Origin of the sequence: Rhizobium sp. GN54 (assembly GCF_021026345.1) — a bacterium.
Lineage (GTDB): Bacteria > Pseudomonadota > Alphaproteobacteria > Rhizobiales > Rhizobiaceae > Mycoplana.
In genome coordinates, this window is the sequence record NZ_JAJNCZ010000007.1 from 185,218 (window position 1) to 197,384 (window position 12,167).

General features: G+C 66.8%; 11 protein-coding genes. 3 read left to right on the top strand and 8 right to left on the bottom strand.

The features are described 5' to 3' along the window. Positions 1 to 23: 23 nt before the first annotated feature. Both LQK81_RS18835 and LQK81_RS18840 read right to left on the bottom strand, forming a co-directional pair. Positions 24 to 857 (bottom strand): aminoglycoside phosphotransferase family protein, encoded by an 834-nt coding sequence (locus tag LQK81_RS18835; RefSeq protein ID WP_269065042.1) that lies wholly within the window; start codon positions 855 to 857, stop codon positions 24 to 26. A gap of 2 nt (positions 858 to 859) precedes the next feature. Continuing rightward, positions 860 to 1,555, bottom strand: a complete 696-nt coding sequence (locus LQK81_RS18840; protein ID WP_442967159.1) for an HAD family hydrolase — start codon at positions 1,553 to 1,555, stop codon at positions 860 to 862. 239 nt (positions 1,556 to 1,794) lie between these two features. Between LQK81_RS18840 and LQK81_RS18845 the strand changes: the two genes are divergently transcribed. Beyond that, on the top strand, positions 1,795 to 2,052 hold the full coding sequence (locus LQK81_RS18845; protein WP_230807910.1) for a hypothetical protein: 258 nt from the start codon (positions 1,795 to 1,797) through the stop codon (positions 2,050 to 2,052). A 39-nt stretch (positions 2,053 to 2,091) separates the two neighbouring features. Here the strand turns inward: LQK81_RS18845 and LQK81_RS18850 are convergent, their stop codons facing one another. The 4 genes from LQK81_RS18850 to LQK81_RS18865 form a co-directional block, all read right to left on the bottom strand. Further along, entirely contained in the window at positions 2,092 to 3,693 is a 1,602-nt protein-coding gene (locus tag LQK81_RS18850) for an ABC transporter ATP-binding protein (protein WP_230807911.1), read from the bottom strand. Position 3,694: 1 nt separating this feature from the next. Then, positions 3,695 to 4,828, bottom strand: a complete 1,134-nt coding sequence (locus LQK81_RS18855) for an ABC transporter permease (RefSeq protein ID WP_230807912.1) — start codon at positions 4,826 to 4,828, stop codon at positions 3,695 to 3,697. Then, entirely contained in the window at positions 4,821 to 5,744 is a 924-nt protein-coding gene (oppB, locus tag LQK81_RS18860) for an oligopeptide ABC transporter permease OppB (RefSeq protein WP_230807913.1), read from the bottom strand. Before oppB ends, LQK81_RS18855 begins: the two co-directional genes overlap by 8 nt. A gap of 62 nt (positions 5,745 to 5,806) precedes the next feature. After that, a complete protein-coding gene (locus LQK81_RS18865; protein WP_230807914.1) occupies positions 5,807 to 7,405 on the bottom strand; it encodes a peptide ABC transporter substrate-binding protein in 1,599 nt (532 codons plus the stop codon). A gap of 524 nt (positions 7,406 to 7,929) precedes the next feature. Here LQK81_RS18865 and LQK81_RS18870 point away from each other — a divergent pair. After that, a complete protein-coding gene (locus tag LQK81_RS18870; protein ID WP_230807915.1) occupies positions 7,930 to 8,955 on the top strand; it encodes a histone deacetylase family protein in 1,026 nt (341 codons plus the stop codon). A gap of 137 nt (positions 8,956 to 9,092) precedes the next feature. Continuing rightward, positions 9,093 to 9,758, top strand: coding sequence for an OmpA family protein (locus tag LQK81_RS18875; RefSeq protein ID WP_230807916.1), 666 nt, complete (start codon positions 9,093 to 9,095; stop codon positions 9,756 to 9,758). An 82-nt stretch (positions 9,759 to 9,840) separates the two neighbouring features. Here the strand turns inward: LQK81_RS18875 and LQK81_RS18880 are convergent, their stop codons facing one another. Together LQK81_RS18880 and xseA are read right to left on the bottom strand one after the other, a co-directional pair. Beyond that, positions 9,841 to 10,308 (bottom strand): group III truncated hemoglobin, encoded by a 468-nt coding sequence (locus tag LQK81_RS18880; protein ID WP_230807917.1) that lies wholly within the window; start codon positions 10,306 to 10,308, stop codon positions 9,841 to 9,843. Between the two features lie 87 nt (positions 10,309 to 10,395). Continuing rightward, a complete protein-coding gene (xseA, locus tag LQK81_RS18885; RefSeq protein WP_230807918.1) occupies positions 10,396 to 12,021 on the bottom strand; it encodes an exodeoxyribonuclease VII large subunit in 1,626 nt (541 codons plus the stop codon). Positions 12,022 to 12,167: the final 146 nt, after the last annotated feature.

Below are 12,167 nucleotides of genomic sequence, written 5' to 3' on the forward strand. Positions count from 1 at the left end.
GCCACGCGGGCGTCAAACGGTGTTCAGCGATCGAGGGCGGCCGCAGCGAGGGCGGCGATGCCGAGGTCGATGTCGGCCGGCATGTCGTCATCGAGGTACCAGACGGCCGACAATCCCGCCCAGGCGAGGATCCATTGCAGCAGCCGGCGCCGGTCCAGCCCGGTTTCGGCGCAGACGATCTCAAGGCGGGCCTCGAAGCGCTCCGGGCGCGTCGCCACCGGGATCGAAGGATCGGCGAGGTCGGGGTTGCAGAAGATGTTGGCGAAATCGAAGCAGCGCTCGCCGTGCAGCCCCTTGGGATCGATCGCCAGCCAGCCGCGATCGCCGAAATCCAGGAAATTGTCGTGATGGACGTCGCCGTGAAGGACAACGACGTCGCGCTGGCCGGCAAGGAGATCACGCGCGGTCGCCGCGGCCCGGGTCAGGATGCCGCCGTGGGCGTTCGCGCCGGGCCCGAGCGCCTCGAACCACCGGTCGAGCGGGATCAGTTCCGGAAGCGGCCCGGTTCGGGGAGCGTGAAGACGGCGCACCGCTCCGCACAGAATGCGCGTCGCCTCGTCGTCGCGGCCGTTCCGGGCGCAGGCGGCGAGCGAACGCGGGCCGAGGGCGCGCTCGAGCAGGATCGCCTCGCCCGCCTGCGCATAGACAGCGGCCGCGCCGTCGCCGTCCCACCAGGCCATGAGCCGGCCACCGGACGCTTCTTCCGGCACGGTTGCCACCTTCAGCATCGCCGGACGGTGGCGCCATCTTACAGGGAGCAGACGGCTCGTCGGCGTGACGATCGCATCGCCATCCGGCACCAGCGACCATGTGCGGACATAGGGATCGAGTATGGGGTCGGCCGCGTCCGTGGCCATGCTCAGCCGGTTGTCGCCAACGCCAGCGACAGCAGGCCGCCCGTGGCAACGTCGAGGCGCAACTGCCGGTAGCTGTCGATCGACGGATGCGCCGTCGCCAGATCATCGGCATGCGTCGCCGTGACGACCACGACGCCGGCGCCGGCGCTCTCGCCGGCCCTCGCCCCGGCCTCGACGTCCTCGAACACGAGGCAGCGGGCGGGATCGACGCCGAGCCGCGCGGCGGCGAGCAGGTAGCCTTCCGGCGAGGGCTTGCCGACCTTGACGTCCTCGGACGTCACCATCGTCTTGGGCAGCGCGATGCCGGCAGCCTCGAGCCTTCGCCTTGCCAGCGCGACGGGAGCCGAGGTCACGATCGCCCAACGGTCCGGCGGCAAAGCGGAGAGGAACGCGATTGCGCCATCGATCGCCACCACGCCCTCCACGTCCTCGATCTCGCCGCGCTCGATCTCGCGTGCCTCGGCCAGCGGATCGACGCCCGGCAGGTCGAGAGCCGTGATCGTATCGATGCCGCGCCGGCCGTGCATGGTCGGCAGGAACGCCTCGACGTCGAGCCCGTGCCGGCGGGCCCAGTTGCCCCAGACGCGCTCGGTCGCCGCAATCGAATTGATGAGCGTGCCGTCCATGTCGAACAGGAAGGCATCGAAGGTCTTGCCGAAGATCGGAAAGGTCTGTGCGTCCACGTCTTGTCCATCCATCTGCCGGAAAAGGGTGCGCCGGGAGGGCGCGCGATCCCCGGATACAGCGCTCGCGCCGAAGAGGCAACGCCGGGGGCGTTCACGATCGGGAAAGCCTCTCCTTTGGTGTACAGTCCATTCAGCCCCGGGATACTGGCGCAAGCGCGCAATGACGCTTATCTTTCATCAAGAGGCGCCGGTCCCGCGGAATGCAGGAAGGGGGCGCCAAACGGCCGGGTGACCGGCCAGGGGGTGTCACGATGCGCATGCGAACCATTCTCGTCCTCGCGACCGCTTGCGCGATGGCCGGCAGCGCACTGGCCACCGGCAGCGCATGGTCCGCTCCGCCGGAGCCTGCCGAAAACGCACCCTACCAGTTGCCGGTGGTGGTTCACGGCAAGACCAGCATGCGCCAGGCGATGCGGTCGGGCTCGACCTTCAGCTTCAAGACGTTCCGGCAGGACGGCCAGGAGAAGCGCCAGCCCTACTCCTACCCCGAGCCCGACAGCAACAGGTGACGTCGAACGACCGTCGCGGATCCTGTCGTCGGCCGGTCGTCAGACGTGGAAGGCCGCGCCGATCAGCGCCTTCGTATAGGCGTTGGCCGGCGCCTCGAATATGCGGTCGGTCTCCCCCTCCTCGACGATCCGTCCGTCCTTCATCACCACGACATAGTCTGACATCGCCCTGACGACGGAAAGATCGTGGCTGATGAAGAGGTAGGAGAGCTGGTGGGTGTCCTGCAGCCGGCGCAGAAGGTCGATCACCTGGCCCTGCACCGAGCGGTCGAGCGCCGAGGTCGGCTCGTCGAGGATGACCACCTTCGGCTTGAGGATCATCGCCCGGGCGATGGCGATGCGCTGGCGCTGACCGCCGGAAAACTCGTGCGGATAGCGATTGCGTGCCTCGGGATCGAGCCCGACCTCCTTGAGGGCCGCGACCGCACGCCGGTCGCGCTCGGCCTTGCCGAGATCCGGCTCGTGCACCAGCAAGCCCTCGGTGATGACTTCGCCCACCGTCTGCCGCGGCGAAAGCGATCCGTAGGGATCCTGGAAGACGAGCTGCATCGCCTTGCGCAGGGGACGCATGCGCGAACGGTCGTAGCCCGAGATGTCGGTCGTACCAAAGCGGTAATAGCCGGCGCCGGGAATCAGGCGCAGGAGCGCGCGTCCGAGCGTCGATTTGCCGGAACCGGATTCGCCGACGACGCCGATCGTCTGGCCCTCCCTCAGCCGCACCGTGACCCGATCGACCGCGCGAAACATCGACTTGCCGCCCGAGAACAGCCCACCGCCGATCCGGTAGTCAACGACGACGTCGCGCCCCTCCAGGATGATCGGGGCCGTGTCGGGCGGCGAAGCCTTGCGCCCGTGCGGCTCGGCGGCAAGCAGCATCTTCGTATAGTCCGATGTCGGCCGCTCGAAGATGTCGGCCGTCGTTCCCTGCTCCACCACCTCGCCGCGCCGCATCACGGCCACGCGTTCGGCAAAGTGCCGAACGATGCCGAGGTCGTGGGTGATCAGCACGATCGCCATGCCGAAGCGCTCCTGAAGCGAGCGCAGGAGCTTGAGGATCTGGGCCTGGATGGTGACGTCGAGCGCGGTCGTCGGCTCGTCGGCAATCAGGATGTCGGGATCGTTGGCGAGCGCCATGGCGATCATCACACGCTGGCGCTGGCCGCCCGAGAGCTCGTGCGGATAGCTGTCGATGCGCCGTGCGGGCTCAGGGATGCCGACGAGCTCGAGGAGCTCCAGCACGCGCTTGCGCGCCTCCCTGTAGCTGCCGCCGCGGTGATGGACGATCGGCTCGGCGATCTGCCGGCCGATCGGATAGAGCGGATCGAGCGAGGTCATCGGCTCCTGGAAGATCATGGTAACCTTGGCGCCGCGAACCCGGTTCAGCTCGGACGGCGGCAGGCCGATCAGTTCCCTGCCGCGGTAGGTTGCCGAGCCGGTGACCGTGCCGTTGCGGGCGAGCAGGCCCATGATGCCCATCATGGTCTGGCTCTTGCCGGAGCCGGACTCGCCGACGACGGCCAGCGTCTCGCCCGCCCGGACGTCGAGGCTGATGCCCTTGACGGCGTTGACGGTGCCGTCCGGCGTCGCAAAATCCACCTTCAGGTCGCGGATGGCGAGGATGGTTTCGTTCTTGTCGGCCATCTCAGCGGTCCTTCGGGTCGAACGCGTCGCGCAGGCCGTCGCCGACGAAGTTCAGCGAGAACAGGGTGGCGACGAAGAGGATCGAGGGGAAGATCAAAAGCCAGGGCGCAGACTGGATGTTGTTGGCGCCTTCCGAGATCAGCGCCCCCCAGCTCGTCAGCGGCGCCTGGACGCCGAGGCCGAGGAAGGAGAGGAAGCTCTCCAGCAGGATCACCTTGGGCACCACGACGGTGACGAAGACGATCACCGGGCCGATCGTGTTCGGGATGATGTGGCGGCGGATGATCTGCCAGTCGCTCAGCCCCAGCGCCTGGGCGGCGCCGACGAACTCGCGCCGCTTCAGCGCCAGCGTCTGCCCACGCACGATGCGCGCCATGTCGAGCCATTCGACCGCACCGATGACCAGGAAGATCAGCACGAAGCTGCGGCCGAAGAACACGACGAGCACGACGACGAGGAAGACGAAGGGCAGCGAATAGAGGATCTCGACGAAGCGCATCATGACGTTGTCGACACGCCCGCCGATATAGCCCGAGGTCGCGCCATAGACGACGCCGATTCCGAGCGAGACGAGACTTGCGAGCAGGCCGACGGCAATAGAAATCTGCCCGCCCAGCATGACGCGTGCCAGCAGGTCGCGACCGTTGGGATCGGTGCCGAAGAGGAAATATTCCCGACTCACCTGGCCGCTGAGCTTGAGGACGCGGCCGTCGTTCTCGGTCGCGTCGATCTTGGTGTCCCTGAATTCGTTGGCGCGGTCGAAATAGCGCGTCGCGCGCGGGTCGATCGGCTCTTCGGCGCTGATCGTGGCGGTAAAGGCCTGCCCCTCCACGGCGAACGCGTCGAGATTGACGCGCGCCCGGCCGGCAACGCCCTCCATCACATCCTGCAGCGTCGAGGTGTCCGGACGCGGCTGAAGGCTTGGCGGAACGGTCACATAGGACGAGAACACCTGGTCATAGGTGTGCGGGACGAACAGCGGCCCGACGAAGGAGAACAACGCGATCAGGAACAGCGTGACACAGCCGGCCATCGCCGCCCTGTTGCGGCGGAAGCGGATCAGCGCAAGCTGGAACAGGCTGCGGCTCACCGTCTTCGGCGGTTCGCTGACCGGTGTTGCGGCAAAATCAGTCATGGCGGACCCTCGGATCGAGAAGGCCGTAGAGGATATCGACCAAAAGGTTGAAGACGATGACGAAGATGGCGATCAGGATCACCGTTCCCATGACCAGCGTGTAGTCGCGGTTGATCGCGCCGAGCACGAAATAACGGCCGACGCCGGGAATGGTGAAGATCGTCTCCACCACGGCGGAACCCGTCAGCAGGGCCGCGGCGCAGGGCGCCAGATAGGAGACGACCGGCAGCATCGCCCCGCGCATGGCATGGGTGACGACGACGACCCGCGACGGCAGGCCATAGGCGCGCGCGGTGCGGATGTGGTCGGCGTGCAGGGCTTCGATCATCGAGCCGCGGGTAAGACGCGCGAACACGGCGAGCTGCGGCAGGGCCAGCGCGATCATCGGCAGGATCAGGAAGCGCAGCGAACCGTCACCCCAGCCGCCGGCCGGCAGCCAGGACAGCGCGATGGCGAAGACCAGCGTCAGGACCGGACCGACGACGAAGTTCGGCACCGTGGTGCCGACGGTCGCAAGCGACATGATGGAGAAATCGAGCGCGCTGTTCTGGCGCAGGGCGGCCACCGTGCCCATGGTGACGCCGCCGACTAGCGCGAGCAGCAGCGCATAGAAACCAAGCTCGATCGAGTAGGGCAGGCCCTTGCCGATGAGTTCGGCGACCGAATTGTCCTTGTAGATGTAGCTCGGGCCGAAATCGCCGGTGACGGCGTTGGTGATGTAGGTCACGTACTGGCGCCAGAGCGGCTGGTCTAGCTGGTAGGTGCGGACCAGGTTCTCCATCGTCGCCGGGGGCAGCGGGCGCTCGAGATTGAAGGGGCCACCGGGGGCAAACCGCATCAGGAAGAAGGAAATCGTGACGACGATGAACAGCGTCGGCACGGCGCTCGCAAGGCGGCGCAAGACAAAGGCTATCATTGCCCGTACTCCCGTGAGGCGGCGCGCGGATCGAACCCGCGCGCCGCCTCCTTGTCGCAATGTTACTCGGAAACGCTGAGGAAGCGGCTCAGGTGCTGGTTGGCGGCATTGTCATGCCAGCCCTGCACCCGGCCGGAGACGAGCCAGAGATCCGCCTGCGTCAGGAACGGGGCGATCGGCTGGTCCCGCATCAGCAGGGCCTCGGCCTCGTGCATCAGCTTCGAGCGGGCGGCCGGATCGACCTCCGCATAGGACTTCTTCATGAGGTCGTCGAACTCGGCGTTCTCGTAGTGACCGTAGTTGAAGGTCTTGTTGGAGCTCAGGCTGAGGGCGAGGAAGTTCTCGGCATCGGCATAGTCGGCCACCCAGCCGGCGCGGGCGACGTTGAACTTTCCGCCCTCCTGCAGGTAGGCGTAGTGCGAGGAGACGTCGAGGTTGACCATCGAGACGTTGGCGCCGAAGGTGTTCTTCCACATGTCGGCGACCGCCGTCGCCACGCGCTCGTGGTTCGGGTTGGTGTTGTAGCGGATCTCGATGTTCAGCGGCTTGCCGCCCTCGCCATAGCCCGCTTCCTTCATCAGGGCGATTGCCTTGTCCTCGCGGTCGAGCTGCGACAGCGTGGCAAAATCGGCCTTGGACGGCTCGCCGTAGGTTTCGATGCCCGGGGGAACCATCGAGTAGGCCGGGATCTGCGAACCCGAATAGATCTCCTTGGCGAGGAAGTCGCGGTCAACGGCCATGGACAGCGCCTGGCGCACGCGCACGTCGCTGTAGGGCTCCTGGCGGGTGTCGAAGGCGTAGTAGTAGGTGGCCAGCGTCGGCGAGACATGGACCTGGTCGCCATAGGCGCCGCGCAGGCGGTCGATCTGGTCGGCGGAGAAGTTGTAGACGAGGTCCATCTCCTTCGCCTCGAAGCGGCGGACCGAGGCGGCCTGGTCGTCGATCGGGTAGAAGATCACCTTGTCCAGCTTGACGTTGGCGACATCCCAGTAGCTGGGGTTCTTCTCCATCACGAGATTGTCGTTCGGCACGTGGCTGACGAGCTTGAAGGCGCCGTTGGAGACCATGGTGCCCGGCTTGACGAAATCGGCGCCGTTCTTTTCGACGCTCGCCTTGGACACCGGCAGCGCCGTCTGGTGGGCCAGCAGTTCCAGGAAGAAGGGCGTCGGGCGTTCGAGCGTGACTTCCAGCGTCTTCTCGTCGACCGCCTTCACGCCGAGCTCGGTGGGCGGAACCTCGCCCTTGTTGACCTTTTCGGCATTCTTGATCGGATAGAGGATGTTGGCGTAGCCCGCGGCTGTCTTCGGATCCTCGACGCGCTGGTAGGAGAACACGAAATCCTCGGCGGTGACCGGCGATCCGTCGGACCACTTGGCATCGGCGCGCAGCTTGAACGTGTAGGTCAGGCCGTCGTCGGAGAGATCCCAGGTCTCGGCGGCGCCGGGCACGATCTTGCCGCTGGCGTCATAGATCGTCAGGCCCTCGTAGAGGTCCTTGAGGATGAATTCCTCGATGTTGATCGAGGTGTGGGCCTGGTCGAGCGTCTGCGGCTCGCCGGCATTGCCGCGATGAAGGACAGCCTCGGCCAGCGCCGGGCTGCTTGCCAGCAGGGCTGCACCCAGCACGAGGGCAGCGCGCAGGTTGAGAATTCGAGGTGTCATTGTTTTACCTTCCCCGTCGTTGTTTTTGCTTTGAAGGCCGGAGTGAAAGCCAGAAAAGCCGCAAACGCAAGGAGTATTGCATCAGGACGCCTCAAATCGGTCGAGCCTCTTGCGCAAGGTGAACGCCCTGATTGCAGGGCTAGCCGTTTCCCGCCGCCGTGTCCCAGACCGGATCAACAGGACCGGTGAGGCATCATCAAATTGCACGCCATGGTCGCTGCGCAATTTTGCGAAAAAAGACCTGCCGTTCACGTAATATGTGGAATCGCGCAGGCGCGCCGCAATCATCTTTCGTTCGCGGACGGCAGCAAGGGTGTTGCTCCCTCCGTCCTCCAACCCGGTGGGCGGAATTTTCGACGGCATGCCGTCATTTTCCATCTATGGTAGCACATGCCACTGTGGATGACATGGCGAGGGAGCGGTCGAAGAACGGCCGTGCGGGGCGGAAGTGCGCATGCTCCGCCCGCCTTGCCTCGCAGGCCGCTTCGAGGCTAACGTCGCCTCGACCGAACCGGGAGCCCCACATGCGCGTCATCTTCTCCGAGGACCACAAGCTCAGAAATGCCAGGACCGAGCTGAGCGGCGGCGAGCTCGTGCCGCCTTTCGAGGCCCCGTTCCGGGCGGAATGGATCTTGGCGGCCGTCAGGGAGGCGGGCTTCACCGATGTGACGGCGCCGGCGAAACACGGGCTCGAGACGGCACTGAAGGTGCACGACGCCGGTTACCTCGCTTTCCTCGAGACCGCATGGGAGCGCTGGGAGGCCGCCGGATACCGGGGCGAGGCGATCGCCACCTCCTTCCCCGTACGCCGGACCTCGCCGCGCATCCCGACCGACATCGACGGGCAGCTCGGCTACTACTGCAACGCGGCCGAGACCGCGATCTCGCCCGGGACCTGGGAGGCCGCGCTCTCCTCGATGTCGTCGGCCCTCGACGGCGCCGATCTTGTCGCCGCGGGACAGCGGGCCGCCTTCTCGCTCTGCCGCCCACCGGGACACCATGCCGGCATCGACAGTTTCGGCGGTTACTGCTTCATCAACAACGCCGCCGTCGCCGCCCAGCGCCTGCTCGACAAGGGGGCCGCCAAGGTCGCCGTGCTCGACGTCGATTTCCATCACGGCAACGGCACGCAGGACATCTTCTACGAACGCGGCGATGTGTTCTTCGCCTCGCTGCACGGCGATCCGGCGGAAGCCTTCCCGCACTTCCTCGGCTACGAGGAAGAAACCGGCACGGGCGCCGGCGCCGGCACCACGCGGAACTACCCGATGGGGCGCGGCACGCCCTATTCCGTCTGGAAGGTCGCGCTGGACGATGCCTTGAAGCAGATCGCAGCCTACGGGGCGGAGGCGATCGTCGTCTCCCTCGGCGTCGACACGTTCGAGAAGGATCCGATCTCCTTCTTCAAGCTGACATCGCCGGATTACATCGACATGGGGCGGAAGATCGCGGCAAACGGCGTGCCCCTGCTCGTGGTGATGGAAGGCGGCTACGGCGTGCCGAAGATCGGCCTGAACGTGGCCAACGTGCTGAAGGGAATCTCCGGCTGAGAGCCGGGGGTTGCCCGCCGGCAACACAGCCGGAAATTGCGGGCCGGGAAACCGGGAAGGACGTCAGAGGTTCCATCTTGCCGCCGCAATCGCTAGTTTGAAGCAGAATCAAGATAAACGCTCGGAACCAGCTCTCCATGTACAAGAAGATCGCAATCGTCTCCCTCTCCGCCATCTACCTCTCCGCCTGCACAACCACCGATCCCTATACGGGTCAACAGAAGGTCTCCAATACCGCCGGCGGCGCGCTGATCGGCGCGGGCCTCGGTGCGGCGACCGGCCTTCTCGTCGGCAACAACCCGGTGCAGCGGCGCAACGCCGCGCTGATCGGCGCAGGCGTCGGCGCGCTCGCCGGCGGCGCCATCGGCAACTACATGGACAACCAGGAAGCGGAACTGCGCGCGCAACTGCAGGGCACCGGCGTCTCGGTCACCCGCGCGGGCGACCGCATCATCCTGAACATGCCCTCCAACATCACCTTCGCCATCGACCAGGACCAGATCGTGCCGGCCTTCTATCCGACGCTCGATTCGGTCGCGATCGTTCTGCGCAAGTTCAACAGGTCGCTGATCGACGTCGACGGCCACACCGATTCCACCGGCTCCGCCGCCCACAACCAGGCGCTTTCGGAACGCCGCGCCTATTCCGTCGCCAATTATCTGGGCTCGCGCGGCGTCGACCAGCGGCGCATGTCGGCCATGGGCTACGGGCAGGATCGCCCGATCGCCTCCAACGCGACCGAAGCCGGCCGCGCCCAGAACCGGCGCGTAGAAATCTCGATCTCGCCGCTGCGCCAGGGCTGAGCGCTCCGCCGCATCGCAACAACGGACGCGCATCCCGCCGGGGTGCGCGTTTTTCGTGGTGCCTACGAGAAAAGCGGCCGGCTCAGGCGCTCCCGCGAGCGGGATCGTCGTCGGCGGGGTTGTAGAACAATGACAGCACGAGGCTTTTCGCGATCCGTTCGGCGGTCGCCATGAACCAGTCCTTCGCTTCCGCGCTCGGCGCGATATCGTCGAGCGTTTCGGAAAACAGGCCCAGCCAGACCTTGAACAGCGGTGCCTCGAGATTGGCGATGCCCTGGTGCGCCATCACCGGCTTGCCCTGATAACCGCCGTCCTTGAAGGCGACGGCGGACCAGAAGCGCTTCATCTTTGCCAGATGCTCCGGCCACTGGCCCGCCAATCTCGCCTCGAAGACCGGGCCCAGTTGCGGGTGGTTCCGGACGCGATCGTAGAAGGTATCCACGAGCACGGGGATGAATTCGGCATCCACGCCGATGTCCGCCATCTCCGAGACGGCTCGCGTGCGGATCTGTTGAAAGTGGGACTGGCGATCGTCTGCAACGGGTTCCATGCGACGACAGATAGGCTCTTCGCGCCGGTCCCGCAATCGGGCGCATCGCCGCACCAGAGGCCGGTGCCCACTTACGGGCGACGTGCGTTAGAACAGCGATCCCTGCTTCGGCGGATCGGCCGCGGCCTCCGCCGGCTTGGCGGGCCGGCGTTTCTGCGGTGCCGGCTTGGTGGCGGGCGCCGAGGGAAGCGTGTCCCCGCCCTGCGCGCGCTTGCCGGCCACGGCCTCGATGGTGCCATCGGAAAACTCAACCGTCATGGCCGTTCCTTCCGACAGATCCGCCGCCTGCTTGACGGCCTGTCCCGTCTCGTCGCGGACAAGCGCGTAGCCGCGCCTGAGCACGTTCCTGTAGGACAGCGATTGCAGCACCCGGTCCTGGCCGATGAGCAGGGCCTTGCGGCGGGCAAAGTCGGCGGCAAGTGCCGCGTCGGCGCGAAGCACCAACCCCGCCAGCCGGTCCCGCGAGCGCCCGGCCTTTGCCAGGATGCGCGACGGCGCCGTCCGCAAGGACGCATCCAGCGCGGCAACCCTGCTGCGGCCCTGGTCCAGGCGCCGCTCCACGACGCGGTCCACCCGCCGAAGCGCATCGGCAAGCCTCTGGCGGCGCTCGGCCATCCGGCCGGACAGGAGTTCCGGCCGCACATGCGCGGCCACGCGCTCGAAGGCGCGGCGCTTGTTGACCGTGTTCATCCGCAGGCCGCGGCCGAGGCCGGCGGCCGCCTCGTCGAAGCGCCGGCGCGGCAGCGCGAGCAACTGGTCCAGCGACGGCAGCGCCCGGGCGAGCGCGCGCACCGCCTGGCGGCGGCCGTCCATCTGGCGGCTCGCCGCCCCGCGCAGGCGCGCGGCGAGCGCGGAGACCGCCGCCTCCAGGTCGGCCCGCACCGGAACGGCCATTTCGGCCGCCCCGGTGGGCGTCGGCGCGCGGCGGTCGGCGGCATGGTCGATCAACGTCCAGTCGGTCTCGTGGCCGACGGCGGAAATCAGCGGGATCGCCGAGGCCGCGGCGGCGCGGACGACGATCTCGTCGTTGAAGCTCCAGAGATCTTCCAGGCTGCCGCCGCCCCGCGCCACGATCAGCACGTCCGGACGCGGGATCCCGCCACCCGGCTGCAGGGCGTTGAACCCCCTGATCGCGGCCGCGACCTCCTCGCCCGAGCCCTCGCCCTGGACCTTCACCGGCCAGACGAGCACATGGACCGGGAAGCGATCAGCAATGCGATGAAGGATATCGCGGATGACAGCGCCAGTCGGCGAGGTCACGACGCCGATCACATGCGGCATGAACGGCAGCGGCCGTTTGCGCCCGGTGTCGAACAGGCCCTCGGCTGCGAGCTTGCGCCGGCGCTCCTCCAGCAGTGCCATCAGCGCGCCGGCGCCGGCCGGCTCGAGCGTCTCGATGACGATCTGGTACTTGGACGATCCCGGGAAGGTCGTGATCTTGCCGGTGGCGATCACCTCCATCCCTTCCTCGGGGCGAAAGCGGAGCCTGGAAAAGCTGCCCTTCCAAATCACCGCGTCGATGCGGGCGCGGTCGTCCTTGAGGCTGAAATAGGCGTGGCCGGAGGAGTGGGGACCGCGATAGCCGGAGATCTCGCCGCGCACCCGCACTTGGTCGAAGGCCTGCTCGACCGTGCGCTTGATCGACCCGGACAGCTCCGAGACGGAGTATTCGGCAAGGTTGGTGGGCGAATCGTTGTCCGGAAACATGCTCATGCCCCATTCTGACCGGCTCCGCGCCGCGTGGCCAGAGGGGCGTTCATGCCGTCCCCGCAAAGACGAGGCTTCACGCTTGTACCGGATCTATTCGGCGACCCGGACGCGATAGATCTGCAGGTGTGCCGGCGATACCGCCGGTCCCA

Bases quoted from the DNA above. Each gene is read 5' to 3' on its own strand.
- LQK81_RS18840 (WP_442967159.1), bottom strand. From the start codon at position 1,555: ATGGATGGACAAGACGTGGACGCACAGACCTTTCCGATCTTCGGCAAG.
- LQK81_RS18875 (WP_230807916.1), top strand. From the start codon at position 9,093: ATGTACAAGAAGATCGCAATCGTCTCCCTCTCCGCCATCTACCTCTCC.
- LQK81_RS18865 (WP_230807914.1), bottom strand. From the start codon at position 7,405: ATGACACCTCGAATTCTCAACCTGCGCGCTGCCCTCGTGCTGGGTGCA.
- LQK81_RS18870 (WP_230807915.1), top strand. From the start codon at position 7,930: ATGCGCGTCATCTTCTCCGAGGACCACAAGCTCAGAAATGCCAGGACC.
- LQK81_RS18880 (WP_230807917.1), bottom strand. From the start codon at position 10,308: ATGGAACCCGTTGCAGACGATCGCCAGTCCCACTTTCAACAGATCCGC.
- LQK81_RS18855 (WP_230807912.1), bottom strand. From the start codon at position 4,828: ATGACTGATTTTGCCGCAACACCGGTCAGCGAACCGCCGAAGACGGTG.
- oppB (WP_230807913.1), bottom strand. From the start codon at position 5,744: ATGATAGCCTTTGTCTTGCGCCGCCTTGCGAGCGCCGTGCCGACGCTG.
- LQK81_RS18835 (WP_269065042.1), bottom strand. From the start codon at position 857: ATGGCCACGGACGCGGCCGACCCCATACTCGATCCCTATGTCCGCACA.
- xseA (WP_230807918.1), bottom strand. From the start codon at position 12,021: ATGAGCATGTTTCCGGACAACGATTCGCCCACCAACCTTGCCGAATAC.
- LQK81_RS18845 (WP_230807910.1), top strand. From the start codon at position 1,795: ATGCGCATGCGAACCATTCTCGTCCTCGCGACCGCTTGCGCGATGGCC.
- LQK81_RS18850 (WP_230807911.1), bottom strand. From the start codon at position 3,693: ATGGCCGACAAGAACGAAACCATCCTCGCCATCCGCGACCTGAAGGTG.